Origin of the sequence: Arthrobacter sp. 2MCAF14 (assembly GCF_052115645.1) — a bacterium.
Taxonomy (GTDB): Bacteria; Actinomycetota; Actinomycetes; order Actinomycetales; family Micrococcaceae; genus Arthrobacter.
This window is the reverse complement of the sequence record NZ_JBFRHB010000018.1, coordinates 1-23,665: the sequence shown is the minus strand read 5'-3', so window position 1 is coordinate 23,665 and position 23,665 is coordinate 1. Positions and strand designations below refer to the sequence as shown.

The following is a 23,665-nucleotide window of genomic DNA, read 5'->3' as shown; positions in this document are numbered from 1 at the left end:
TCATAACGACATTAAGTGCGAGTCAGTTGGGCTGAGGAGGGCGAATATTCCTAAGAGGAGTGCGGCAGCTGGGGACGGCTGGTGCGGTGGACCGCGGTGACCGCCGCCTGTTGGCCGACGCGGCCGTGGCTGGCGCCGCGATCCTTGGGGTGCCTGGTCTTGCCGCTTCCGTCTGGCCAGGCCTGTCCTTGGGTCGAGCCGAGGGCCATGGCCACAGTTGCAGGGGCCGGCATGGGCGCCTTATCCATGGACTCGACCAAGTGGCTGGCCACCTCGGAGTTGATTTGTTGCTCAACGTGCTTCGCAGCCATTGTTCTTCCTTTCTGCATTGAAACGAAGGGATTTTCCATACTAGGTGGGAGCGGTCCGCTTGTCTGCAGGATCTACCAGCGGACTTTCTTCTCGGACTTGGCCAGCTTGCCGCTCGCTTGAGTGGGCTTGTGTCCTTTTCCGGTGCTTTGCCAGCTGTTCGCTGCCCCGCCACGGGATTTGCTGGCCAGCATCTCCTTCTGCGCGTCAGTCAGTTTCGATCGGACACCGGCAGCCGGGGCGTCGGTTTCCTGCGCTACTGGTTCCTGCCCGGCGTCGGTTTCGGGTGTGTTCGGTGTCATGCAGTGGACTCCTTTAAAGCTCTTGATTTGCCGGAGGAGGTATCGGGACGCGACGTCCGCTGCCAGACCCTGGGTCTAACAAAAGCAACAGAAACGGCGCGGAGGCGAAGCCTCAACAGGCGTGGATTTTTGTCGGCTCAAACTCAGCGGTGCCGGTAAGCATCTTCAGTGCCTTGCGGGCATCTGCGACGAACCGGGATCGGCTGGTCTATTCAAAAATCAGTGTTCCCATGCACCCACCCTAGACACTCCTCGCCGTGTTTGTGAACCCCGGCTTTTTGTCGAGGCTGTTTCACGCATGGCCTCCGCCTTCGCTCTCGGCTAGCATGGCCCGGAGAGCACCCCTCGGTACCCCGAAAGACTCTCCCATGTCAGCACCCGCGTTCCAGCCTTCCCATTCCGCCGTCACAGCCCGGCTCCGTTCTGCCGGTTGTGTCTTCGCCGAGGACGAGGCCCGACTCCTCATCGCCGCGGCGCACGCCCCCGAGGATCTTGAGCGGTTGCTCGGACAACGCGTCTCAGGATTGCCCCTTGAATACCTCTTGGGGTGGGCTGAGTTCTGCGGCCAACACATCACGGTGGAACCTGGCGTCTTCGTCCCCCGCCGCCGCACGGAGCACCTCGTCCAGGAGGCTGCCCGCCTCGTCCGGCCGGGCGCCGTCGTCGTCGATCTTTGCTGTGGCTCGGGTGCCGTGGGTGCCGCTTTGGTTGCCGCAGTGGGCGGCATTGAGCTTCACGCGGCCGACGTCGACCCCGCAGCGGTCCGCTGCGCCCGCCGAAACATCGGGCTGGCGGGCGGCCAGGTGCATGAAGGCGATCTCTTTTCGGCCCTGCCGGACACTCTTCGCGGCCGGGTGGACGTCCTGGTGGCCAACGCCCCCTACGTCCCTACGGACTCGATCGGGATGATGCCGCCGGAGGCCCGGCTGCATGAACCGCGGGTGGCGCTCGACGGCGGCTCGGATGGTTTGGATGTGCAGCGCCGGATCGCCAGAGAGGCTCCGTCGTGGCTCGCTCCCGGGGGGCGGCTGCTGATCGAAACGAGCATCCGGCAGGCCCCGACGACGGCGGCCTTGTTCGGGGACGCCGGGCTGTCCGCGCTTGTGGTCCATTCTGAAGAATTCGATGCCACGGTGGTGCTGGGGAAACTACGGGAAACCCACCGGAAATGATCAGCAAACTGTGCGTTTCGGGCCCCTGAACCAAACAATTTGGTAACGCACCCCCGGATCGCGCCAAAATCCGCGTGATTCCGGGGCTGTAGGGGGCAAATGGATGTCAGACATTTGCCCCGAAAAGGGGGTGGAATAGCCCCGAATTACAGGGCCCTACTCTCAGATCCGGCGAATCTCGCGTAAAATTGAAACCCTGCCCAGAGCGGAGCAGCTGTATGTCGCAAGCAAATGATCTCCCTAGGAGAAACACAAATGCCCACAGACCGAAGCATTACCGACTCTTCAGCAGGCGCTAGGAACGCTGCTGCAACGAGCAAGACTGCACCACGCGGTGCCTCAAAATTGAAACTTCCAACACGCCGTCGACTCAAGGTATCCGACGTCAACGTCGTTGACCAGCCCATGCTGAAAAAAGCACTCGGCGGCACGATCGTCGGCAACACCATGGAATGGTACGACGTCGGCGTGTTCGGCTACCTCATCACGACGATGGGGCCGGTCTTCCTGCCCGAGGCCGATAAGTCCGTGCAGACCCTGTTCCTTCTGGGAACCTTCGCCGCAACCTTCGTGGCACGGCCGCTCGGCGGCGTAATCTTCGGTTGGCTCGGTGACAAGGTGGGCCGCCAGAAGGTGCTCGCCACAACACTCTTGCTGATGGCTGCCAGCACCTTCGCCGTCGGACTCCTGCCTGGATACGCACAAATCGGCATCTGGGCGGCTGTGCTGCTCGTCCTCCTGAAACTTGTCCAGGGTTTCTCGACCGGCGGCGAATACGCCGGCGCGACTACGTTCGTGAGCGAATACGCTCCGGACAAGCGCCGCGGTTTCTTCGCGAGCTTCCTGGATATGGGCTCCTACATCGGCTTCGCCCTGGGTGCGGCCCTCGTTTCCATCCTGCAGCTCACCATCGGCCAGTCGGCCATGGAGGACTGGGGCTGGCGACTGCCGTTCCTCCTCGCTGGTCCCCTCGGAGTCATTGCGGTGTATTTCCGTAGCAAGATCGAGGAATCACCCCAGTTCCAAGCCACTTTGGATGCCCAGGAAGCCCTCGCCGCGGACGCCGCAGCAGGCGATGCCGCGGTAGCCAAGGGCCCCATCGGCATCGTGAGGGCTTACTGGCGCCAGATCATCCTCGCCATGATCCTTGCCGCCGCCGCAAACACGGTGGGCTACATGCTGACCTCCTACATGCCCACCTACCTGACCGAGTCCAAGGGCTACGACCCCGTTCACGGCACGCTGCTGACCATCCCGGTGTTGGTCATCATGGCAGTCTGCATTCCGCTGACGGGCAAGCTCTCCGACCGGATCGGCCGCCGGCCCGTACTGTGGATCGGCGCCATCAGCACCGTCGTGTTCGCCGTTCCGGCCTTCCTGCTGATCGGCATCGGCGATATCTGGTCCACGCTTGCCGGCCTGGCCCTGATCGCCTTCCCGGTCACGTTCTACGTGGCAAACCTCGCCTCCGCGCTGCCGGCACTGTTCCCGACCTCGAGCCGCTATGGGGGAATGGGCATCGCCTACAACTTCTCTGTAGCGATCTTCGGCGGCACCACGCCGTTCATTGTCGCCGCCTTGATCCAGGGCACCGGCAACGACATGATGCCTGCGTATTACCTCATGGGAACGTCCGTGGTTGGCGCAATCGCCATCTACTTCCTGCGTGAATCCGCACAGCGCCCGCTTCCGGGCTCCATGCCGAGTGTGGACACCCAGGCAGAGGCCCGCGAGCTTGTGGCCACCCAGGACACCAACCCGTTGATCGACCTGGACGAAATGCCGTTCGACGACGGCACACTCGTAGCAGCAGAGCCGGACCGGGACCCCGTCCCGGCCTAGGCACACAGCGGGCGGGGCTGCGGGCGGCCCGCGCCGGCAGAACAAGGCTGGTTATTTGTAGCGGAACGCTACAAATAACCAGCCTTGCCGTCGTTTAAGCCTTGTCCCTTAGGCCTTGCGGTCGGCCTTCTGCTCCTGCATCCGCTTTGCCTGCGCCTGGATCTTCGGACCGTAGCCGCCATTCAGCGCGGTGTCCCTGATGTGGGTGGCCTTCGCGACCCGGTCACCGTCCGCCGCATCCTTCAGCGCCTTCAGGTCCGCCTGCAACGCGGCTGGCAGCTTTGCGGCCAGCTTCGGTCGCTCGTCCAGGATGAAGGTGGCGATCTTCGCGGCGCGCTGACCGTAACCCGGCTTGCTGCTGTCGCCGTTGACGAAGAACCGCAGGCCGGCCGCGAGGGGGTGGCGCGCCAGAGCGGTCTTGGCCGCCACGGCCGCCGTCGCCGCCGTCGCTGCGGGCTGGGAGGTGGCTGCCGCCGTCGTTGGCTGGGAGGCGGCTGCCGCCGTCGCGCTCGTGCTGTTTGAGGTGGCCGCGTTTGCGGCGATCACGCCGCCCCCCAGCAGGAGGCCAGCTGCCAGGACGCCGACGACGGCGGTGCGGGCCCTGGTGCGCTTGCGGCCTTCAGCGGGGGTACTGGAGCTCGGGGTGCTGTTGTTCATGGTCCGTGTCCTTTGTTCCGGCCGGCGGTCGATCCTCCGGCGCTCTTCACCACACTCTGGTCCGGCCGCGTGAACTGACTGTTCGGCCAATGTTCGAGGAATGTAAAACCGTCGCCACCGGCTGACAACCACGCTCCAAGGGAACCGTCCGTGCTGTTGAATGGACGCATGGAAGACAGCCGCGGATTGGTGCTGATTGCCGAGGATGAACAGGCGATTGCCGATATCCAGCGCCTCTATCTGGGCCGCGCGGGGTTCGGCGTGCACGTTGAGCGGGACGGGATTTCCGCGCTGGCACAGATCAAGCGGCTCAAACCGGTCGCGGTGATCCTCGACGTCGGGCTGCCCGGCATGGACGGGATCGAGCTCTGCAGGCAACTGCGGCAGGCGGAGGACTGGACGCCGGTATTGTTCGTCACTGCCCGCGATGAGGAGGTGGACCGCGTCCTTGGCCTGGAATTAGGCGCGGACGACTATCTCACCAAGCCGTTTTCGCCCTCCGAACTGGTCGCCCGGGTCAAGGCCGTCCTGCGCCGGACCGAAGGCACTCCACGGTCCAAACCGCTGGTGTTGGGCAGCGTCGAACTGGATCCGCTGAACAGGACCGCACGCGCCGGCACCGAGGAACTCACGCTGACCGCCACCGAATTCGACCTCCTCGCGTACCTCATGACGCAGCCTGGCCGGGTCTTTTCCCGTGAGCAGCTCCTGTCCGCCGTATGGGGGCAGGCCAGTTACGCCGCCGGACGGACCGTGGATGTGCACATCGCGCAGCTCCGCGCCAAGCTCGGCGAGCACTCCCCCATCGCGACAAGCCGCGGCGTCGGCTATTCCGCCGCAGCTTCCCAATCGTCCGGCCCCCACCCCGCCGCCGGGGGAGCCACGTGAGGCGCTGGTTCGGCACACTGGCCGGTCGCACGACGGCGGTGATCGCCGCCGTCGCGACTGTCGCCGTCGTACTTGCCGGCCTTCTGGCCGCGCAACTGGTCAACGCCACGGCCGTGGACGAAGCCAAGAAGTATCTCGCGGTTGAGGCCGATTCCCTCAGTAAGCAGTCAAGCATTGGAAGCCTGCAGGACCTTCGCGCAGATCTGCTCACGCACGGCGCGAGGCTAGCGCAAATCAGCACCGACGGTCGCGTGACAGGCGGCGGGGCAAGGCTGGTGGATGCCAGGACAGTGGCAGATGTCCTCGCCGGAAAGTCGGTCTCGACGTCGGTGAACGGTCCGCAGAACACCGTGGTCCTCGAGGCCCGGCCGTTGGCGGCCGGCGGTGGCGTGGTACTGGCTCAGCCCGTGTCCGAAATCCGCGCCGCCGCCGCTCCCCTGTTGAGCCGCATGCTGATCGCCCTCGCGGTCTGCCTCGTGTTCGCCATAGTGGCGGGCGGCCTGTTGGCCCAATGGTTGAGCCGGCCCTTGGTGCGCACAGCACATTCGGCCCATCGGCTCGCGGCCGGAGAACGATTCGTGGCTGTCACGCCAGGCGGCCCGGCCGAAGTAGTGGAAGTTTCGCAGGCGCTGGCGGCCCTCGACGCCGCGCTCCGGACCAGCGAGGGGCGCCAACGCGAGTTCCTGCTTTCCATTTCGCATGAAATCCGGACACCCCTGACCGCGCTGCGGGGCTACGCCGAGGCGCTTGCCGATGGCGTGGTCAGCGGAAACGACGTGGTCGGGGTCGGGCGGACCCTCGTGGCCGAAACCAACCGCCTGGACCGTTTTGTCCGCGATCTCCTGGAATTGGCACGGCTTGAGTCCGACGATTTCCGCGTGGAACTGCAGCCCGTTGACGCAACCTTGATCCTGCGCGAGAGTTGGCAGGCCTGGCAAGCGGTGTGCGTCCAGAACGGGGTCGCGGGACGGCTCGAACTGCCTCTTGGGCCCTTGCCGGTCCGCAGCGATGGCCAGCGGCTGCGCCAAGTGGTGGACGGCTTGCTGGAGAACGCCCTGCGCGTGACACCTGAAGGCTCTCCCGTTGTGCTCGCCGCCTATCCTTCCGGCAGCGGGCTAACCGTTGAAGTGCGCGACGGCGGACCTGGCCTCACGGAGGCGGATGCCGCCGTCGCGTTTGAACGCGGTGCGCTCTTTGCCAGATACAGCGGAGAACGGCCTGTTGGAAGCGGACTGGGTCTGTCCATCGCCGCAAGGATCGTGCAGCGGATGGGTGGCCGCATCAGTGTGCGAGCTGCGCGTGAGGGCGGCGCGGCATTTGTGGTGGAGTTGCCTGGCATTCCCGTGGACTCCCGGCAAACGTAGACTCTGCGCATGGCTGATGTTCCGGTGGGTTCGCTGCACCACGTAGAGATCTGGGTACCTCATATCGCCCGGGCGCAGGAAGAGTGGGGCTGGCTGCTGACCGAATTGGGCTACGAACAATTCCAGGAGTGGCCCGAGGGCTGCAGTTGGAAACTCGGAGGCACGTACATCGTGATCGAACAGTCCACGGCGCTCACGGGAAGCACGCACCGGAGGACGGAGCCCGGGCTCAACCACCTCGCGTTCCACGCAGGGACGAGGGAGAAAGTGGACCGGCTCCAGGAGCTCGGCGCGGACTCAGGCTGGTACGAGATGTTCGAGAGCAAATATCCCCACGCCGGCGGGGCCGACCACTACGCCGCCTATCTGGTGAATACCGACGGATACGAGGTTGAGCTGGTTGCGGGGTAGGGGTCGACGTTCTGCAGATTTCCGGGCCATTCGGCGGGCAGGTGCTCTTTTACCTATTAATGTCAGACCCCTCTGGAATGCTTTGGTCATGGCCGGGAACCGGGGAACACAGCTGATCGGATCAGGGGCGCCGTCGGGCGGCGCGGTTCCGGATGCTCCGGTGTCGGATGCCTGGGTGCGGGAATTGATCGATACCGTTGCCTCGTTCAGGCCATGCGCCGTGGGCACCGAACCGGCCGGGGGCGCCGAGTTGATAAGCCAGTTGCGTGCCCTGGAGGATTTGAAGTCCGCGGCCGCCGCTTCGCAGGCCCGGATCGCGGTCGCGTTCGACGCCGCCCAACGCGGCGCCGACGCGGCGGCCGGTGTTCCGGCCGACGAGCAGGGGCGAGGCGTCGGAGCCCAGATCGCGTTGGCCCGGAGGGAGTCCCCGGCCCGCGGATCCCGGCTCCACGGACTGGCGAAGGCGCTCGTGACCGAGATGCCGCACACCCTCGCCGCCCTGGACGCCGGGCGGCTGAACGAATGGCGGGCCACCCTGCTGGTGAAGGAAACGGCGTGCCTGAGTGCCGAGGACCGCTGCGCCGTGGACGAGGAACTCGCCGCCGACACGGGAGTCTTCGACGGCGCCGGAGACAAGGCGATTATCGCCGCGGCCAGGACCGCGGCCTACCGGCGGGACCCCCGCTCCGTCACCCAGCGCGCAAGCCACGCGGCGGCCGAACGTCATGTCAGCCTGCGCCCGGCACCGGACACCATGACTTATTTGACCGCCCTGCTCCCGGTTGCGCAGGGCGTGGCCGTGCACACGGCCCTGACCCGGCACGCCGACACCCTCCGCTCCAGCGGGGAGACCCGGTCCCGGGGCCAGATCATGGCCGACACCCTCGTCGAACGCACCACCGGCACCCCCGCAGGCATCACCGGTGTCGAGGTCCAGCTCGTCATGACCGACCGCACCCTCTTCCAGGGCGACAGCGAGCCAGCACGGCTGCCCGGCTACGGCATCGTCCCCGCCGGCTGGGCGAGGACACTTCTCACCGGGAACAAGGGCCCAGCCGATCCCAGCCAACCCGGCCAACCCGCCCAACCCGCCCAACCCGCCCAACCCGGCCAACCCGGCCAACCCGGCCAAGACCAGGATCTAGAAGTCTGGCTCCGGCGCCTCTACACCGCCCCCGGGACCGGAGAGCTCGTCGGCGCTGATTCGCGGGCACGGTTCTTCCCGGCAGGCATGCGGCGCTTCATCCGGGCCCGCGACGACACCTGCCGCACCCCCTACTGCGACGCGCCCATCCGGCACTTCGACCACATCATCCCCTGGCACGACGGCGGCACAACGAGCCTGGCCAACGGGGCGGGCCTGTGCGAAGCCTGCAACCACACCAAAGAACTCAACGGCTGGACAACACGAACCAAGACAACAACACGCCCCGGGACACGGCATGCCCTCGACATCCGCACCCCCACCGGACATACCTACCGATCAACAGCCCCACCCCTGCCGGGCTTCCACCGGTCCGCTCCCAGCCAAGTGACCAGCAATTCGCCCGGCGCGGACCCGCCGACTACGACGGACCACTATTTCGGGGAACTGTACTACTGGCGCCCGCAACGACAGTCAGCTTAGGACCCCGGATTCTGGAGCCGGGCCTTGAGTGCCGCCGTATCGACGCCCAGGTTATGGAGCAGGACGGCAGCCGGATCCGGTTCATGCCGCTCCAGCAGGGCGAGCAGAAGGTGCCGCGCGCTGATCCTGCGGGCCTTCTCCCGGGTGGTCAATATCAAGGAGTCTTGGATGACTGAGCGGGCGGCCGACGTGAAGGTGGTTCGGCTGCTTCCCTTGGGCGCATCCAGCGGGCCGAAGTCCCCCAGCGTGATGCCCACGGCTTCCAGCGCCTGCTGGTCGAGGGCATCGAGCTTGGCGCGGGCCGACTCCAGGTCCGTCTCCAAAGTCCGGCAGCTCTCGGGGTCGTGGAGCAATCCCAGCAGCAAATGGTCCGTGCCAATTCTGCGGTCTCCGCGGCGTTTGGCTTCCTCGGCGCCGGCATGGACAGCGGTCCTGGCTTCGCCGGCAAATCGTTCAAACATGGCAGGCTCACTTTCCGTATTTGGCGTGGACCGACTGCTTGGAGACGCCCAAAGCATCACCGATTTGCTCCCAGGACCAGCCCTGCTGCCGCGCGAGGGCCACGTTGGTGGCCTCGACTTTTTCGGCCAAGCGATGCAGGGCACCCACCGCGCGGAGGCCGATTGCCGGGTCCGTCGCAGGGATGTGGGAAGTCAGCTCATCACCGTTCATGCTGTCAGTTTGAACTGACAGCATGCGCGTGTCAATACAGACTGACAGAATTCTCCTGAGTAAGGATTGATCTGACGCGCCGCCGCATGGCAATCCTCGGCCAACGGTTCAGGCCCACCAAGCCCTCGCATTCCAGGATGCCCCGGAGTCCGTCTTCCAACATCTCCGGATCCAGTTCCTCGAAACCCAGCCTGCGATAGTAGGGCGCATTCCACGGAACATCGCGGAAAGTGGTCAGGGTCAGCCACTCCAAGCCCTCCGCGTGTGCCCGCTTTTCGGCGACGTCCAGTAGCTCGCTCCCGAGGCCTTGCCGCGCGTGCGATGGGTGGACACTCAACTGCTCCACGTGCGCATTTCCGTCGAGGTGTTCAAGCAGGAGATAGGCCACGGGTACGTCTGACGCGTCGGCAAACACCAAAACACTGCCGCGCGCCTGGTAGAGAGCTAGCTCCGTGACGGTCAACGGCTCGTCGTCTGCGATGGCGTCCATTCCGCAAGAACGGAATATCTCCCCGGCGGCGAATTCGATCCCGCGAAGCCGTTCCAGTTCGTCCGCGCGGGCCGTCCTGATCATGCGGCGGCACCGTTGCGGGCAAGGTATTCGTTGCGCTGTTCAATGAGGTTTTGCAGGTATCGCCCCAGGAAAGCTTTCTCCGCAAGCCTGCCCACGACGCCGAAGGGCGCCGCGAACTCGACGCGATCGATCATGAGCGTGCCGCCGTCGTCGTCGGGAAGGAACTCGTGCACGTGCCGGAAGAACCGGAAGGGACCCCGTACTTGCTCGTCCGTAAACGAATCAGGGAAGCGAAACCGGGTGATGCGGCTGCTCATCCGCAGGGGCACCGCGAAATGCCAAGCCTGCCAGGTGACCTCGTCGCCTTCCGAGAGCAGCCCGGCCACGACGCCGGCAACCGCACGTTCCCGGGACTTGGCCATGGAGCCGAGGTGCGCGTCGACATTGCGGGCGAGGTCGAAGAGCTCCCCGGGCTCCATTCCGATATGCGTACGGCATGTGAACGACACAGTCATGCTTCGATCCTGCCACCGTTTCGAAACACCCGTCGACCCAACTAGCTCGCATTTGTTGTCGTTAAGAGGCGCCAAAACGACAACAACTGCGAGTCAGTTGGGTGGCGGTGGTTGGGCCCACGCCGCCAGGGTTCCCTGGCCGAGCTTGCGAGGCGAGGGAGCCGGTGGCTGGGCCCACGCCGGCGAGGGCCCCGACCTGAGCTTGCGAAGGTTGGGAGCCGGTGGGGACTAGTTCGACGGGAAGTTGTACGAAGCTCCCGAGGCGTGGGTCGACTCAGGCCAGCGGGAGGTGATGACCTTGCCGCGGGTGTAGAAGGAGACGCCCTCGGGACCGTAGATGTGCTTGTCGCCGAACAGGGATGCTTTCCAGCCGCCGAAGGAGTAATAGGCAACAGGAACCGGCAAAGGGACATTGATGCCGATCATGCCGACGTCCACGGAACGCTGGAACCTGCGGGCGCTGGCGCCGGAGGACGTGAAGATCGCCGTGCCGTTGCCGTACGGATTGGCATTGATCAGCCTGATGCCTTCGTCCAGGTCCTCGACCCGGACCACTACCAGGACGGGTCCGAAGATCTCCTCCTGGTAAGCGCTCATTTCGGTCTTGACGTGGTCGATCACGGTGGGGCCGACCCAGAAACCGTCCTCGTGGCCGGGAACCACCAGGTCGCGGCCGTCCACGACCATCGCGGCGCCGGCCTGCTCAGCCTCGGTCACCGTCTTGACGATGAACTCGCGCGACTCGGGGCTGATCACGGGCCCCATGTCGGCGTCGGCTTCGGTGCCGTTCTTGACCTTGACGTCGAGGGCACGCTCTTCGACCTTCTTCACCAGCAGATCGGCGGCATCGCCGACGGCGACCGCAACCGAGATTGCCATGCAACGCTGCCCGGCGGAACCGAACGCGGCTGCGGCCAGGTGGTCGGCCGCGTTGTCCAGGTCGGCGTCGGGCATGATGATCGCGTGGTTCTTCGCCCCGCCCAAGGCCTGGACCCGCTTGCCGTGGGCCGTTGCCACTTCAAGGATGTGCTTCGCAACAGGCGTGGAGCCCACGAAGGAAATGGCATCCACGTCCGGGTGCGTCAGGAGACCGGAAACAACCTCACGGTCCCCATGCAGGACCTGGAACACGCCATCCGGCAGTCCGGCCTGCTTCCACAACTTGGCCAACAACATGGCGGCCGAGGGAACGCGGTGGGACGGCTTGAGGATGAACGCGTTGCCGGTGGCGATCGCCATCGGAGCCATCCACAGCGGCACCATCACCGGGAAATTGAACGGGGTAATGCCCGCCACCACGCCCACGGGCTCCCGGAACGAGAACACATCGATGCCGGTGGAGACCTGGTCCGAGTACTCGCCCTTGAGCAACTGCGGGATGCCGCAAGCGAACTCGATGACCTCCAGGCCGCGGCCGATCTCGCCCTTGGCGTCGTTGAGGACCTTGCCGTGTTCGGCCGTGATCAGGGCAGCGAGTTCGTCCACATGCGCGGCGACGAGCTCACGGAATTTGAACAGCACGGCAGTGCGCTTGGCAAGCGAAATGTCGCCCCAGCTCGCAGCGGCTTCCTTTGCGGCGGCGACGGTGGCGTCGAGATCAGCCAGGTTGGCCAGACGAAGCTGGGCAGTCACGGCACCCGTGGCCGGGTTGTAGACGGGCTTGGTGCCCGTGCCGCTACCGGCAGCTTCGGTTCCGCTGATGAAGTGGTTGATGGTGGTCATTACTGCTCCTGTAGTAGGTGGTGCTCCACGGCATGTACGTCGTTGACATCCCGCGGCAAGCCGGTGGCGAGTGATTCCTGGAGCGCCAGGCGCACAGCCAGGTTCTGTTCGGTTAATTCCCTCTGGACGAGTTCGGGTCCGGAGTTGCGCACCCACGCGCTGAACCGTTCGATTTCGGTCTTGAACGGGTCTTCCCCGATATCGACAGACTCGGACCTGCCGTCGCGGAAGGACACGGTAACGCGGGCAATTTCGCCCGGATCCGGGTCGAAGGCCTTGTCCAGGGTGATCTGGCCTTTCGTACCGATGATCTGGAACGTGTTGGTACGCGGGCCCTCGAAACCGCAGTCCAGCGTTCCCAAGACGTCCCCATAGTCCAGGATCGCGGCCATAGTGGTTTCCACCGCGTCCGTGCGGCTTGTACCTTTGCCGAAGACGGTTTGCGGCGCGCGGCCCATGACCATGTTCATGATGTCGACGGCGTAGCATCCGACGTCGTTGAGCGCACCTCCGTCCATTCCCGGCTGGAGGCGGACCTCGCCTTCGCTTCGGTCCATGACGAAGTGGAAGCGGGCGTGCATAGACACCAACTCGCCGATCTTGCCCGAGTCGATGAACTCACGGACCTTCTGGTGCTGGGGATGGAAGCGGTACATGAACGCTTCCATCAGGTTCACCCCGTTGCGTTCGCAGGCTTCCAGCACCCGGCGATAGTCGTGGGTGTTGGCGACGAGCGGCTTTTCGCAGAGGATGTCCTTTCCAGCCTCTGCGGCCGCAACAATCCAGTCGGCGTGCAGCGAATTGGGGAAGGGCAGGTAGACGGCTTCGATGCTTGGATCGGCCAGTAATTCCCCGTGGGAAGAATAGGCGGCCGGGATGCCGAAGCGCTCTGCAACTTCGGCTGCCTTTCCGTTCGGACTGCTGATGGCCGACGCTACTGCGTTCCGAGCCCGGCTCATGGCGGGCAGGAACCTGCCTTGGGCGATCCGTGCCGTGGTCAGCACTCCCCAGCGGACCGCGCTCATCGGTTGATTTCCGTTTCGAGTTGACGCAGGAAGGCCACGGACTGACGGACATCCCGGACCGGACCGTCGTCGGTAGGTGCGACTTCGAGGATGGTGTCCTGCTCCATGGTGAACCAGCCCTCGTAACCGGCGTCCAGCAGGTCCCGGACGATGCCGGCGATGCCGACGTCGCCTTGCCCCAGCGGCACGTACATGCCCGCCTTGACGCCGTCTGTGTAGGAAATCTCCCCGGACTGGACACGCTTCGCGACGGCGGTTCGCACGTCCTTCAGGTGGGTGTGTCCGATACGGGCTGCGTAGCCGCGGACGAGCAAGGCAGGATCGGTGCCACCGATGAGCAGGTGACCCGTGTCGAGGCACAAGTTCGCAGCAGTGTCGTTCAGGACCCGGTCAACATCCGAGGTGCTTTCAATCATGGTTCCCACGTGCGGGTGGACCACCGCCTGGATACCTTTGTCAGCGGCGGCCTTGACCACGGCGTCGAGGTTCCTGCCGAACAGCTCCCAGCCTTCGGCGTCGAGCTCGTGGCGCTGGTCGTAACCTGCGACGCCGGTCTCCGCGGCGAGGACCATGACGCTGGCCCCGGCTGCTTCGTACGCGTCCAACTCGGCCGACACAACATCCAATGGGTTCTTGAACGGATCGTGCAGGATGACGGGGAAGAATCCGCCGATGGCCTGGAGGTTGTGCCGCTTCAGCACCTCCGCGCGTTGGGCGGCCTGTTCGGGGAGGAAGCCGGCGGGGCCGAACTCGGTGGCGCTGATTCCCAGCTCCGTCATTTGGGACAAGACTCTGTCGGCCTCAAGCTGGTGGCCCCATCCGGGGACTTCACAGACGCCCCAGGAAATGGGTGCTGCGGCAAGGCGCTTGGTGATGATGCTCAATCTGATCCTCCGTATACGTTTTGGTCCCAGTCGATGACCGAGCCTGTGACAACACCGCTCCTGTCGGAGAGGAGAAAGACAATGAATTCGGCGATCTCGTCCACTTGTCCGAGCTTTCCCATGGGGACGGACGCGTTGGCCTTTTCGAGCCAGTCGTCCCCTGCGCCATGGAATTTCTTCTGGGTTTCGGCTTCGCCGTCCGTGGCGGTCCAGCCGATGTCGAGCCCGTTGATGCGGATCTTGTCCCAACGGTGGGCGTGCGCCGCGTTTCGGGTTGCCCCGGCCAGGCCGGCTTTGGCCGCCACATACGGCGCCAAGTACGGCTGCCCGCCGAGTTCGGCGATCGAGATGACGTTCACAATGCTTCCTGGCACACCCCTGCTACAAAGATGCTTGATGATTTCGGCCATGATGAAGAACGGCGATTTCAGGTTCACCGCGATGTGCGCGTCGAAAAGTTCGGGCGTCGTGTCCAGCATGGTGCCGCGGGTGGTCAGGCCGGCCGCATTGACCGCGCAGTCAAGTTGACCGAAGACGTTGATCGTCTCGAGCACCGAGTTCCGGGCCTGTTCGACGTCGGCAAGATCGGTCTTGATGAACCGGGTTTCGACGCCGGATGCCGTGATCTCCGCGGCGAGCCGAACACCTGAGTCCGCGTTCCGGCCTGTGACCGCAATCCCGGCTGCACCCTCGGCCGCCGCGCGTCTCGCGACTCCGGCGCCCAAACCCTGCGTGCCCCCGCTGATCAGGATGACTTTGTCCTGGAGAAGTGGCATGGCTACAGCTGCCCGATCTTGACCGAATTTTCGATCCTGACGGCGCGGCCGGAACGGGCGGACTCTTCAGCCGCGTTGGCCAAAGCGAGTGCTTGCAGGCCGTCGTCGAATCCCGGGCTGCAGGGGGTGCCTGCGCGGATGGCCTTGGCGAAGCTGTCCAACTCGTTCCGGTAAGCCTGGGCGTAACGCTCCAGGAAGAACGGCAGGTAGGCGTCCGCCTCTTCGGTGCCCGCGGCACCATACTTGCGCACCGTCGTCGGGGTGACGTTGCCCGCGCTGAGCATCCCCTCGCTGCCGAACGCTTCCAGGCGCTGGTCGTGGCCAAAGGCGCTGTGGCGGGAGTTGGTGATGGTGACGAGTTCGCCGTCGCGGCCCTTGAGGGTGATGACAACCGAGTCGAAGTCCCCGGCTTCCTCGATGTAGTCGCAGAACATGTTGGCGCCGGTGGCCGAAACTTCGATGATGTCAGGGACGAAGAAGCGGGCCATGTCGAGGTCATGGATGCTCTGGTCCCGGAAGATCCCGCCGGAGGTGGCGATGTAGGCAGCGGGCGCAGGTGCGGGATCGCGGCTGATGATGGTCAGCTGTTCGAGGCGGCCGATCTCGCCCGCTGCGACGCGCGACTGGATGGCCGCGAAGTGGGGATCGAAGCGCCGGTTGAACCCGAGCATGAGGGGCGTGTTGTTGCCCTTGATCGCGTCCCGGCAAGCGAGCGCCCGCTCGATGTCGAGGTCGATCGGCTTTTCGCAGAGGGCCGCCACGCCTTGCGCCATGGCGCGCGAGATCAGGTCCACGTGCGTGCTGGTGGGCGATCCGATCACGACGGCGTCAAGGTCACCGTTCGCGAAAACCTCGTCGGCTGACTCGAGGGCGACAGCGCCGGTCCCGGCCGCCAACGTGCGGGCTCCGTCAATGAAGGGGTCGGCGATCCATGCCAGTTCCAGGTCCGGGTGCTCGGCGATGTTCCGGGCGTGGACCTGCCCGATGCGGCCGGAACCGAACAGCGCGACCTTCAGGGGGCGTTCAGTGGACATGTGTGGGGTCCTTTCTAGCGGGTTGCCCGGGAAAGGCCGGGCTTGGGTTGGTTCTGGATGGTGGACGGGGACGTGCCCAACTTCTGAACTGTCATGGCGCTGCCACCGCGGCGGGCGTACGGCCAGCGAGGACGTCAACCGCACCCTGGGCGGCGTCCCTGACGGTGTGGGCCATGCCTTGACGGGTGAATCCCATCAGGTGCGGAGTCAGGACGACGTTTTCGTGATCGAACAATGGGTGGTGGGCGGGCGGCTCGGGATCGTACACATCCAGCCCGAGCCCGGAAAGATGGCCGGACTGCAGGGCCTCGTGGACGGCGTCGAGCTCGACGAGGCCTCCGCGGCTGCAGTTGACGAGGATCGCTCCGGGCTTCATGGCTTTGAGCCGGTCCGCGTTGATGAGGTTGTGGTTTTCCGGTGTCAGGGGCGCGTGGAGGGTGACGAAGTCGCTGCCTGCAAGGAGCTCCTCCACGGTGTCACAGCGGATCTCGGCGGGGATTTCGGCGAAAGGATCGTAGGCCAGGACCTTCAGCTCGAAGGCCTCGGCGATACGCGCCACGCGGCGGCCAATGCGGCCGTAACCGATGATGCCGAGCGTGAATCCCTCGAGGTCTCCGACGCCGACGGCGGCACGCTGCTCCCAGCGGCCCTCGCGGACCAGCGCGGTCAGTGGAGAGAGCTTCTTGACGAGCGCCAGCAGGTGGGCGAACACGCCTTCGGCCACCGAGGCGGTGTTGCTTCCGGGCGTGATGACCACCGGGATTCCGCGTCGGCTGGCTTCGGCGACGTCCACAAGGTCGGTCCCGACGCCGGTCCTGGCGATGACTTTGAGGGCGGGCATGCGATCCAACAGTTCACGGTCCACGCGGTAGGCAGCCCTGACGATCGCGGCATCGGCATTGGCCAGGTCCTCGTCGGTGGGGTCCTGGATGAGCCGCTGGTGTTCGGAGAGAAGCGGTTCCACGAGGTCTGGCTCGACGCTGCCGAGAGCGACAAAGATTTGGGGTGTGGTTATGGAAGCCATCGTCATCCTTGAAGATGTGGGTATGGGATTGCGCCGAAAATTGCGCTGTTATCGGTGTTGCTGGAGGCGTTTCTAGAGGCCTGTGTGTTCTAGCGGCCTGTGTGTTCTAAAGGCCCAGGAGGCTGGATTTCCGCACGACCAAGTGGGGCGTGACGGAATGGTGGACGAATCCGCTGCCCTCACCATGGATGCGTTCCAGGAGGGTCTTGGCCCCTGTGACGCCAATGGTGGAGCTGTCCGGATCGACGGTGGTCAGTCCGAGGCGCGGCATGGCACCCAGCGCGATGTTGTCATAACCGGTGACGGCTATTTCGACGCCGCGTTCATCGGCCGCTGTCATGGCACCAAAAGCGGCGAGATCGTTGATGCAGGCCAACGCTGTGGGGCGCTGGTGCTTGGAACGGGAACTCAGTGCCCTTTGGGCGGCAACATAGCCGGACTCCTGGAAGAAGTCGGCGTCGACCACGCGGATATAGCGGGCCAACCCGCGCTCTTCCATTGCCGCCGAATAACCGTCCACGCGTTCCCGGCCAACCGAGCCACCCAGGCCGCCGAGGTGCACGATGTTTTCGTGTCCCTGGGCGATCAGGTGCTCAACAACCATGGACATGCCGAGGGCATCGTCGCTTCGCACGATATCGGCGGTATCGATGTAGTCCGGTCCCCCACCGGCAAAGACCACAGCCCCGCCGGAAACGGCGCGGTTGAACGGTGCTTTGTCAGGCACGGTTCCGACAACGAGCAGGCCCGCGACCCGCAAGTCCCGGAAGGCCTGGAGGATGGACTGGTCCACTCCCCTGCCCGCCGCGGTGACCGCACTGAAGAGGACAGTGTGCCCGGCCTCTTCGAGTACGGTCCGTGCGGCGTCGGCGACGTCAAAGGCCCACGGGTTGTGCATGTCGCTGACCAGCACACCGATGGTTCCGCTGTCCCGTGTTGCCAGGGACCGGGCTGCGAGGTTCAACTCGAAGCCCATCTCTTCAACAGCCTTGAGCACCCGCTGGCGGCGTTCGTCGCTGACGCGCGGTGAGTCGCGCAGCACGAGTGAGACCAAGGACTTGGAAACGCCGGCGCGTTCTGCCACGTCCATGATCGTTGGCCGCCGGGCGGATGGAGGTGCCATGGTTATGCCCGCGCTGCCGTGGTGCCGTGGATTTCCTCGATCTTCTGCCATTGACCGGACAGCGACGACGCTTCAGCGGCGCTGACAATTGCGGCAGCGGAGGCGGCATCGTGGATGTTGGAGTTTTCCTGTGCTCCTCCAGTGACGGCGACGAGGAATTTCTTGGCTTCGATGACCTTGAGGTCGTCAAAGCCCATGCTGTTGCCGGGCCCGGGTTGGAAGTGTGCGTAGTCGCCGTGGCGGGGGCTGGCGTTGACGGTGGTGTAGCCCTGCTCGTTGTTGTTGCGGCCCAGGCAGACCTTGAGTTCGTTCATGCGCTCGAAGTCCCATTTGAGCGAGCCTTCGGTCCCGTAGACCTCGATCTGGTAACCGCATTCGGGTCCAACGGCAACGCGCGAGGATTCGATGGTGCCGACGGCGCCTGCTCCGCGGGCGGACGGGCCGAAGCGGACGAGCGCTGCAGCGTAGTCCTCATTCTCGACCTCTCCCATTTCACCGTTTTCGATCACCGCGAAGTGCGTCCCTGACCCCATCGCCAGCTTGGGTCGCTGAGTGTAGACCGTGCTTGTGAGCGCGGTTACCTCGGCGATGGGCCCAACTACATATTGGCACAGGTCCGTTGCGTGGCTGAACAGGTCCGCCAGCACGCCGGTGCCGGCTAGTTTCCGGTCGAAGCGCCAGGACAGGGCGCCGTTGGGCTCCGACGCATAACCGGAGAAAAACACCGCGCGGACGTTGGTGATACGCCCGAGGCGCCCGTCCGCAATGAGCTTCCTGGCGTGCTCTACCGCGGGGGCATGCCGGTAGTTGTAGCCGATGGAGGTCACGACGCCGGCCTCCACAGCGGCTTCCTGCACGGCTGCGGTTTCTTCGTAGCCACGCCCAACGGGCTTTTCGATCCAGAAGTGCTTGCCGGCTTTGGCCGCTGCGATGCCGATTTCGGCATGCAGGAAGTTGGGGGCGCAGATCGAAACGACGTCCACGTCCGGGTGGTTCAGGACATCGTGGTAGTCCGTGGTTCCTTCCGCGAAGCCGAGGACAGCGCGGGCGTAGTCCACCCGGTCCGGTGCCGTGTCCGCCGCGATGACCAGCTTGGTGGTCAAGCCAAGCTCCGGGTAGGCGTACGGGACCGTCTGGTAGGCGCGCGAGTGGAGCTTTCCCATCCACCCGACGCTGATAAGGCCTACACCGACTGTGCGGGATTCTTGGCTCACGTTAATGCCTTTCTCGTTGAAAATTCTTGTCAGTTGCGTGCGGTGTCGAAGGCGTCTCGGAACGCCGCCGCCATGATGGTGGAGTCCGAGCCGATGGCCACGAACCGGAAGCCTTGGCGGACATACTTGGCCGCAGCCATGCCGTCCACCGCGAGGATGCCGGCAGCTTTGTTGTGCAGTTGCGCAGCGGCGACTACTCGTTGCAGTGCCTCTTGAAAGACATTGCTGTCCAGTTGCATCGGCACACCCAAAGCGAAGGACATGTCCATTGGTCCGACGAAAAGGACATCCACGCCGTCCTGCGCCGCGATCTCCTCCACGTGCTCCAGCGCGTCCACGGTTTCGATCTGGATGATTCCCACGGTTGACTGCTGGTCCGCGCTCAACGGAGCCCGGTCCATGCCCCAGCGGCAGGAACGGTTATACGTTGCCACGCCGCGGTCGCCGTAGGGCGGATACAGCATGTGTTTCACCGTTTCGTCGGCTTCCTCTACGGAGTTCAGGCGGGGCACCATGATGCCCGCCGCGCCTTGGTCCAGGACCCGGCCGATGCGGATCCGTTCTCCGCTCTCCACGCGAACAATGGTGGGGACGCCGTAGCTTCCGGCCGCCAGGACGCCGTCGCGGACGGCATCCTCACCGCCGGAACCGTGCTCAAGATCGATCAGAACCCAGTCAGCTCCGGCAGCGGCACACACTTCCACCGCGGTGGCCGAAGCCATGCCAACGAAGGTTCCCAGGGTCACCTCTCCGGCCGCCAAGCGGCGCCGCAGCCGACCGCCGTCGAGCGGTCCGCCGTCGTAGTTGCCGCCGCTCATCCGAACCACCGCTGGCGGCCCTTGGCCTTCTCGTAGTCCGAGCGCAACGAACGGACCCATTCCTGTCCGGACACTTCTGCGGGAGCTACGTCCCACCAGACGTCGCCGCCCGGCAGATCCACATGGGGAACAGTTGGCACCACGATCACGACGGGTCCTTGGGTGTCGCGAGTGGAGGCCAGTGCTTCCCGGACCTCTGCCGCCGTGGTTGCTCGGATGGCGAGAGCGCCCAGGCCCTCAGCGATCTGCCGGAGGTCCACCTTGAGGTAGTCGCCGTCCAGCCGCGCCTTGGGGGCGTCGTCGACGGCGACGCTGCCTCCGGTGGTGCGGTAGCGGAACTCGTTGCCGAATTCCTTGCCGCTACGGTTCATCTGGAGACGGTGGATGACCTGGTAACCGTGGTTTTCGGAGACGACAACCGTGACGTTGAGTCCTTCCTGGGCCGCGGTGAGGATTTCGGTGGGTGCCATGAGGAAGGTGCCGTCACCGATGAAGGTGACCACGCGGTTGTCGTTGTTGCCCTCAGCCAAGCGGACGCCCATGCCGGCCGCGATTTCGTAGCCCATGCACGAGAAGCCGAATTCCAAGTGGCAATTGCGGTTGCCCGTGGCATCCCAGACTTTTTGCAGGTCACCGGGAGGTCCTCCGGCTGCGGCGATGATGGTGTCGCCGGAGCGGGCGTGCTCCTGCATCAGTCCGATCAGCTGCGGCTGGGTGAGGACGGCTCCGGTGACCGGCGCCTCCGGGTGGTCTTCCGGGCGGTAGGCAGTGTCGGCGTCGAGCCACTGCGACCGGATCGGGGCCCACTTTGCCTTCTCGGAATGAACCGTTTCCTGCCAGTTTTCCGCGGTGCTGTGCCCTTCCAAGGCGCGGGCAAGTGCTTCCAGGCCCAAGCGGGCGTCCGCGAGGATCCCGGTGGCGCCCTGCTTGCGGGTATCGGCGTCCACGATGTTCAAGGACGCGAATCGGACGTCCGGGTTTTCGAAGATCGACTGGGAGCCGGTAGCGAAGTCGGTGAGGCGTGTGCCGACGCTAAGGACCAGGTCGGCTTGCTTGACCAGGGTGTTGGACGCGAAGTTGCCCTCCAGCCCGACGCCGCCCACTTGCCACCATTCGTCCTTGGTCACGGCGCCCTTGCCGCCGAACGTCTCGACGACAGGAATTCCCGTTTGCCCTGCCAGCGCCTCGAGGGCCGCGTGGGCGTCGGAGTAGTGGATGCCTCCGCCGGCGATAATCACCGGACGCTCCGCCGCACGGATGAGCCGGACGACGTCGTCGACCTCTTCCAGGTCCGGCAGCGGCCGGCGGATCTTCCAATCGCGCGGCTCGAAGAATTCGGCCGGGAAGTCGTAGGCGTGGGATTGCACGTCCTGGGGCAGCGAAATGACCACTGCACCCGTGTCAGTGGGGCTCGTGAGCACCCGCATTGCTTGCGGAAGCGCCGTCAGCAGCTGCTCCGGGCGATTGATCCGGTCGAAGAATCGCGATACAGGTCGGAACGCGTCGTTGACCGTGGCATCAGCCTCGGTGGGGTGTTCCAGCTGCTGCAGTACCGGGCCTTGGTGCCGGGTGGCGTAGGTGTCACCGGGCAGGAGCAGCAAAGGAATCCGGTTGACCGTTGCCAGCCCAGCGGCGGTCACGAGGTTGAGCGCACCCGGGCCGATGGAGGCCGTGACCGCGAGGACAGCCTGGCGGCGGCTCGCCTTGGCATACGCTGTGGAGATGTGAGCCAGGTACTGCTCATGACGGCCTTGAATGAACGGCATGTCGTCCGCCAGTTCGTCCAGTGCCTGGCCGAGACCTGCCACGTTGCCGTGGCCGAAGATGCCAAGGGCAGCGGGGACCAAGCGGCGGCGGACGCCGTCAGCGAGCGAATACTGTGCCGAGAGGTACTTGACGACCGCTTGGGCCGTGGTGAGCCTGATGGTCTGCGATGGTGTGGTCATTGCCTTATTCCCGTTGTCGTGGTTACCAGGGGCGTCCGTGCAGGACGACCGTCTTCTCTTCGGTCATTTCCTGGACAGCGGAACGGACGCCTTCCTTGCCGATCCCGCTGCCTTTCAAGCCGCCGTAGGGCATGAGGTCGGCCCGCCACAGCGGCGACCAGTTGATGTGGATGTTGCCGGCGTCGATCTGCCGCATGGCCTGGACCGCTCCGGCGACGTCGCTCGTGAAGATGCCGGCGCCCAGGCCGTATTCGTTGTCGTTCGCCATCGCGATGGCGCTCTCCATGTCCGGCGCGGACGAGACTGCGACGGCGGGTCCGAACAATTCGTTCCGGCTCAGCGGCGACCGGGGGTCGACCCCGGCGACGACGGCGGGAGTCACCACGGCGCCGTCACGGTCACCGCCGGTGAGGACCCGGGCGCCCGAATGGCGGGCTTCGAGGATGGACGTGTGGACGCGTGCTGCTTCCTCTTCGGAAATCAGGGAGCCGAGCCGGGTGTCCTCTTCCTTGGGGTTGCCCACGGCGATCGCTTCGACCTTCGGGACCAACGCATCCAGGAAGTCCTTTTCAACCCGACGGTCAACGATGACCCGCTGAACGGAAATGCATACCTGCCCGGCGTTGACGTAGCCGCCGGCAGCCACTGCGGTGGCGGCGAGTTCGAGGTCCGCGTCCGGCAGGATGATCACCGGGCATGAGGCCCCCAACTCGAGGGACAGCTTCTTCACTCCCGCGATTGAACTGATGTGCGTCCCGGTGCTGGTGGAGCCGGTGAAGGACACCTTGCGGACCCGCGGGTCCGTCACCAGGACGTCGCCAAGGGAACTGCCAGGTCCGGTGATCACGGACAGAGCTTCAGGCGGCAGGCCGGCGTCGACGAAGCACTGTGCCAGCTTCAGTGCCGTCAGCGGCGTTGCGCGGGCGGGTTTAAGTACGACGGCGTTACCGGCTGCCAGCGCGGGTGCAATTTTGTGCAACACCAGCAGGGCGGGGTAGTTGAACGGGGTGATGGCGACGACGATGCCCACCGGCTGCCGCAACGTGAAGCCGATCTTGTCCAAGCCTGTCCCCGAGTTTGCGTCCAAGGGAAGCGTGGAGCCGTACAGCTGGCTTCCCTCATAGGCAGCGAGGCGGATGATGTTGCCCGAGCGGCTGGCCTCGCCCCGCGCCTCAGTGATGGGCTTTCCGGTTTCGGCGCTAAGGGTCTGGGCGATGTCCTCGGCGCGTTCATCCGCCAGGGCGGCCGCACGCAGGAGGATGTCGACGCGGACATGGGCCGGCGTGGTCCTTTGCAGGTGGGCGCCGATCTCGGCCCGGTCAAGGGCGGCCTGTGCGTCCTGGACGGTCGCCACGGGGACTGTGTCGATCGTCCGGCCGTCGAAGGGCGAGCGGACTTCCTCTGTCCTGCCGTCGGCGGCACCTCGCCAGTTTCCAGCTATTAGCATTTCCATGGTTGCTCCATCAGGTTGTGAACTTTTGCGCTCAGTGGCGCTTGGCGTTGCTTTCGTATGCCGCGTCAGCGACTTCGGCGACTTCGGCTTGGACTTCTTTGAGGGCTTCGGTGTGTCCGCCGAGTTGTTCGAGTTCGTGGGCGAGTTCGGCCAGTTCCGCGCCGCCGGCCATCTGGGCGGTGAGCTCGTCCAGGGTGATGTCCTTCTTGTCGTAGTAGCCGATCGACTTGCCGCGCTTGAGCAGCAGGAACCGGTCACCGACCGGGAAGGCGTGGTGCGGGTTGTGCGTAATGAAGATGACGCCCAGGCCGCGGTCGCGGGCCTGCAGGATGTACCGGAGCACGACGCCGGACTGCTTGACACCCAGGGCGGC

24 protein-coding genes and 1 pseudogene are annotated in these 23,665 nt (G+C 65.0%); 6 read left to right on the top strand and 19 right to left on the bottom strand.

The window, feature by feature from the left end:
- Positions 1 to 50: 50 nt before the first annotated feature.
- Positions 51 to 311, bottom strand: coding sequence for a hypothetical protein (locus tag AB4074_RS13440; protein ID WP_345447975.1), 261 nt, complete (start codon positions 309 to 311; stop codon positions 51 to 53).
- Between the two features lie 72 nt (positions 312 to 383).
- Positions 384 to 611 (bottom strand): hypothetical protein, encoded by a 228-nt coding sequence (locus AB4074_RS13435; protein ID WP_284754430.1) that lies wholly within the window; start codon positions 609 to 611, stop codon positions 384 to 386.
- A 368-nt stretch (positions 612 to 979) separates the two neighbouring features.
- Here AB4074_RS13435 and AB4074_RS13430 point away from each other — a divergent pair, with 368 nt between their 5' ends.
- Entirely contained in the window at positions 980 to 1,783 is an 804-nt protein-coding gene (locus AB4074_RS13430) for a putative protein N(5)-glutamine methyltransferase (protein ID WP_441413822.1), read from the top strand.
- A gap of 255 nt (positions 1,784 to 2,038) precedes the next feature.
- Positions 2,039 to 3,625, top strand: coding sequence for an MFS transporter (locus tag AB4074_RS13425; RefSeq protein ID WP_441413821.1), 1,587 nt, complete (start codon positions 2,039 to 2,041; stop codon positions 3,623 to 3,625).
- 108 nt (positions 3,626 to 3,733) lie between these two features.
- On the opposite strand, the gene AB4074_RS13420 is transcribed toward AB4074_RS13425, so the two are convergent.
- Entirely contained in the window at positions 3,734 to 4,282 is a 549-nt protein-coding gene (locus AB4074_RS13420; protein WP_441413820.1) for a hypothetical protein, read from the bottom strand.
- Between the two features lie 168 nt (positions 4,283 to 4,450).
- Here AB4074_RS13420 and AB4074_RS13415 point away from each other — a divergent pair, with 168 nt between their 5' ends.
- The 4 genes from AB4074_RS13415 to AB4074_RS13400 all read left to right on the top strand — a co-directional run bounded on the left by AB4074_RS13415 (position 4,451) and on the right by AB4074_RS13400 (position 8,572).
- On the top strand, positions 4,451 to 5,170 hold the full coding sequence (locus tag AB4074_RS13415) for a response regulator transcription factor (RefSeq protein WP_441413819.1): 720 nt from the start codon (positions 4,451 to 4,453) through the stop codon (positions 5,168 to 5,170).
- The gene (locus AB4074_RS13410) at positions 5,167 to 6,534 is read left to right on the top strand and encodes a sensor histidine kinase (protein WP_441413818.1); all 1,368 of its coding nucleotides are present in this window, start codon (positions 5,167 to 5,169) and stop codon (positions 6,532 to 6,534) included. Before AB4074_RS13415 ends, AB4074_RS13410 begins: the two co-directional genes overlap by 4 nt.
- Positions 6,535 to 6,543: 9 nt before the next feature.
- Positions 6,544 to 6,945: a VOC family protein gene (locus AB4074_RS13405; protein WP_441413817.1), complete on the top strand. Its 402-nt coding sequence runs from the start codon at positions 6,544 to 6,546 to the stop codon at positions 6,943 to 6,945.
- Between the two features lie 88 nt (positions 6,946 to 7,033).
- The gene (locus tag AB4074_RS13400) at positions 7,034 to 8,572 is read left to right on the top strand and encodes an HNH endonuclease (RefSeq protein ID WP_441413816.1); all 1,539 of its coding nucleotides are present in this window, start codon (positions 7,034 to 7,036) and stop codon (positions 8,570 to 8,572) included.
- Here the strand turns inward: AB4074_RS13400 and AB4074_RS13395 are convergent.
- The 16 genes and pseudogenes from AB4074_RS13395 to AB4074_RS13320 form a co-directional block, all read right to left on the bottom strand.
- Positions 8,569 to 9,033 carry a Clp protease N-terminal domain-containing protein gene (locus tag AB4074_RS13395; RefSeq protein ID WP_441413815.1) on the bottom strand — a complete coding sequence of 155 codons (465 nt, stop codon included), beginning with the start codon at positions 9,031 to 9,033 and terminating at the stop codon, positions 8,569 to 8,571. The two genes, AB4074_RS13400 and AB4074_RS13395, sit on opposite strands and share 4 nt — an antisense overlap.
- A 7-nt stretch (positions 9,034 to 9,040) precedes the next feature.
- On the bottom strand, positions 9,041 to 9,244 hold the full coding sequence (locus tag AB4074_RS13390) for a helix-turn-helix domain-containing protein (RefSeq protein ID WP_441413814.1): 204 nt from the start codon (positions 9,242 to 9,244) through the stop codon (positions 9,041 to 9,043).
- Positions 9,245 to 9,275: 31 nt separating this feature from the next.
- The gene (locus tag AB4074_RS13385; protein ID WP_441413813.1) at positions 9,276 to 9,818 is read right to left on the bottom strand and encodes a GNAT family N-acetyltransferase; all 543 of its coding nucleotides are present in this window, start codon (positions 9,816 to 9,818) and stop codon (positions 9,276 to 9,278) included.
- Positions 9,815 to 10,273, bottom strand: a complete 459-nt coding sequence (locus AB4074_RS13380) for an SRPBCC family protein (RefSeq protein WP_441413812.1) — start codon at positions 10,271 to 10,273, stop codon at positions 9,815 to 9,817. The genes AB4074_RS13385 and AB4074_RS13380 overlap by 4 nt, the downstream gene beginning before the upstream one ends.
- Positions 10,274 to 10,501: 228 nt before the next feature.
- A complete protein-coding gene (locus tag AB4074_RS13375) occupies positions 10,502 to 11,995 on the bottom strand; it encodes a CoA-acylating methylmalonate-semialdehyde dehydrogenase (RefSeq protein WP_441413811.1) in 1,494 nt (497 codons plus the stop codon).
- Entirely contained in the window at positions 11,995 to 13,020 is a 1,026-nt protein-coding gene (locus AB4074_RS13370) for a Gfo/Idh/MocA family protein (protein WP_441413810.1), read from the bottom strand. Before AB4074_RS13370 ends, AB4074_RS13375 begins: the two co-directional genes overlap by 1 nt.
- Entirely contained in the window at positions 13,017 to 13,904 is an 888-nt protein-coding gene (locus tag AB4074_RS13365) for a sugar phosphate isomerase/epimerase family protein (RefSeq protein ID WP_441413809.1), read from the bottom strand. The genes AB4074_RS13370 and AB4074_RS13365 overlap by 4 nt, the downstream gene beginning before the upstream one ends.
- Positions 13,901 to 14,680: an SDR family oxidoreductase gene (locus tag AB4074_RS13360; protein ID WP_441413808.1), complete on the bottom strand. Its 780-nt coding sequence runs from the start codon at positions 14,678 to 14,680 to the stop codon at positions 13,901 to 13,903. The genes AB4074_RS13365 and AB4074_RS13360 overlap by 4 nt, the downstream gene beginning before the upstream one ends.
- A gap of 2 nt (positions 14,681 to 14,682) precedes the next feature.
- A complete protein-coding gene (iolG, locus tag AB4074_RS13355) occupies positions 14,683 to 15,714 on the bottom strand; it encodes an inositol 2-dehydrogenase (protein ID WP_441413807.1) in 1,032 nt (343 codons plus the stop codon).
- 91 nt (positions 15,715 to 15,805) lie between these two features.
- Entirely contained in the window at positions 15,806 to 16,738 is a 933-nt protein-coding gene (locus AB4074_RS13350) for a hydroxyacid dehydrogenase (protein WP_441413806.1), read from the bottom strand.
- 106 nt (positions 16,739 to 16,844) lie between these two features.
- Positions 16,845 to 17,828 carry a LacI family DNA-binding transcriptional regulator gene (locus tag AB4074_RS13345; RefSeq protein ID WP_441413885.1) on the bottom strand — a complete coding sequence of 328 codons (984 nt, stop codon included), beginning with the start codon at positions 17,826 to 17,828 and terminating at the stop codon, positions 16,845 to 16,847.
- Positions 17,829 to 17,863: 35 nt separating this feature from the next.
- Positions 17,864 to 19,075 carry a Gfo/Idh/MocA family protein gene (locus AB4074_RS13340; protein WP_441413805.1) on the bottom strand — a complete coding sequence of 404 codons (1,212 nt, stop codon included), beginning with the start codon at positions 19,073 to 19,075 and terminating at the stop codon, positions 17,864 to 17,866.
- A gap of 29 nt (positions 19,076 to 19,104) precedes the next feature.
- A complete protein-coding gene (locus AB4074_RS13335; RefSeq protein WP_441413804.1) occupies positions 19,105 to 19,893 on the bottom strand; it encodes an HpcH/HpaI aldolase family protein in 789 nt (262 codons plus the stop codon).
- Positions 19,890 to 21,839: a 3D-(3,5/4)-trihydroxycyclohexane-1,2-dione acylhydrolase (decyclizing) gene (iolD, locus tag AB4074_RS13330; RefSeq protein WP_441413803.1), complete on the bottom strand. Its 1,950-nt coding sequence runs from the start codon at positions 21,837 to 21,839 to the stop codon at positions 19,890 to 19,892. Before iolD ends, AB4074_RS13335 begins: the two co-directional genes overlap by 4 nt.
- A gap of 22 nt (positions 21,840 to 21,861) precedes the next feature.
- Positions 21,862 to 23,292, bottom strand: coding sequence for an aldehyde dehydrogenase family protein (locus AB4074_RS13325; RefSeq protein ID WP_441413802.1), 1,431 nt, complete (start codon positions 23,290 to 23,292; stop codon positions 21,862 to 21,864).
- A gap of 31 nt (positions 23,293 to 23,323) precedes the next feature.
- Positions 23,324 to 23,665: pseudogene (locus AB4074_RS13320) on the bottom strand (sugar ABC transporter ATP-binding protein); the annotation flags it as partial.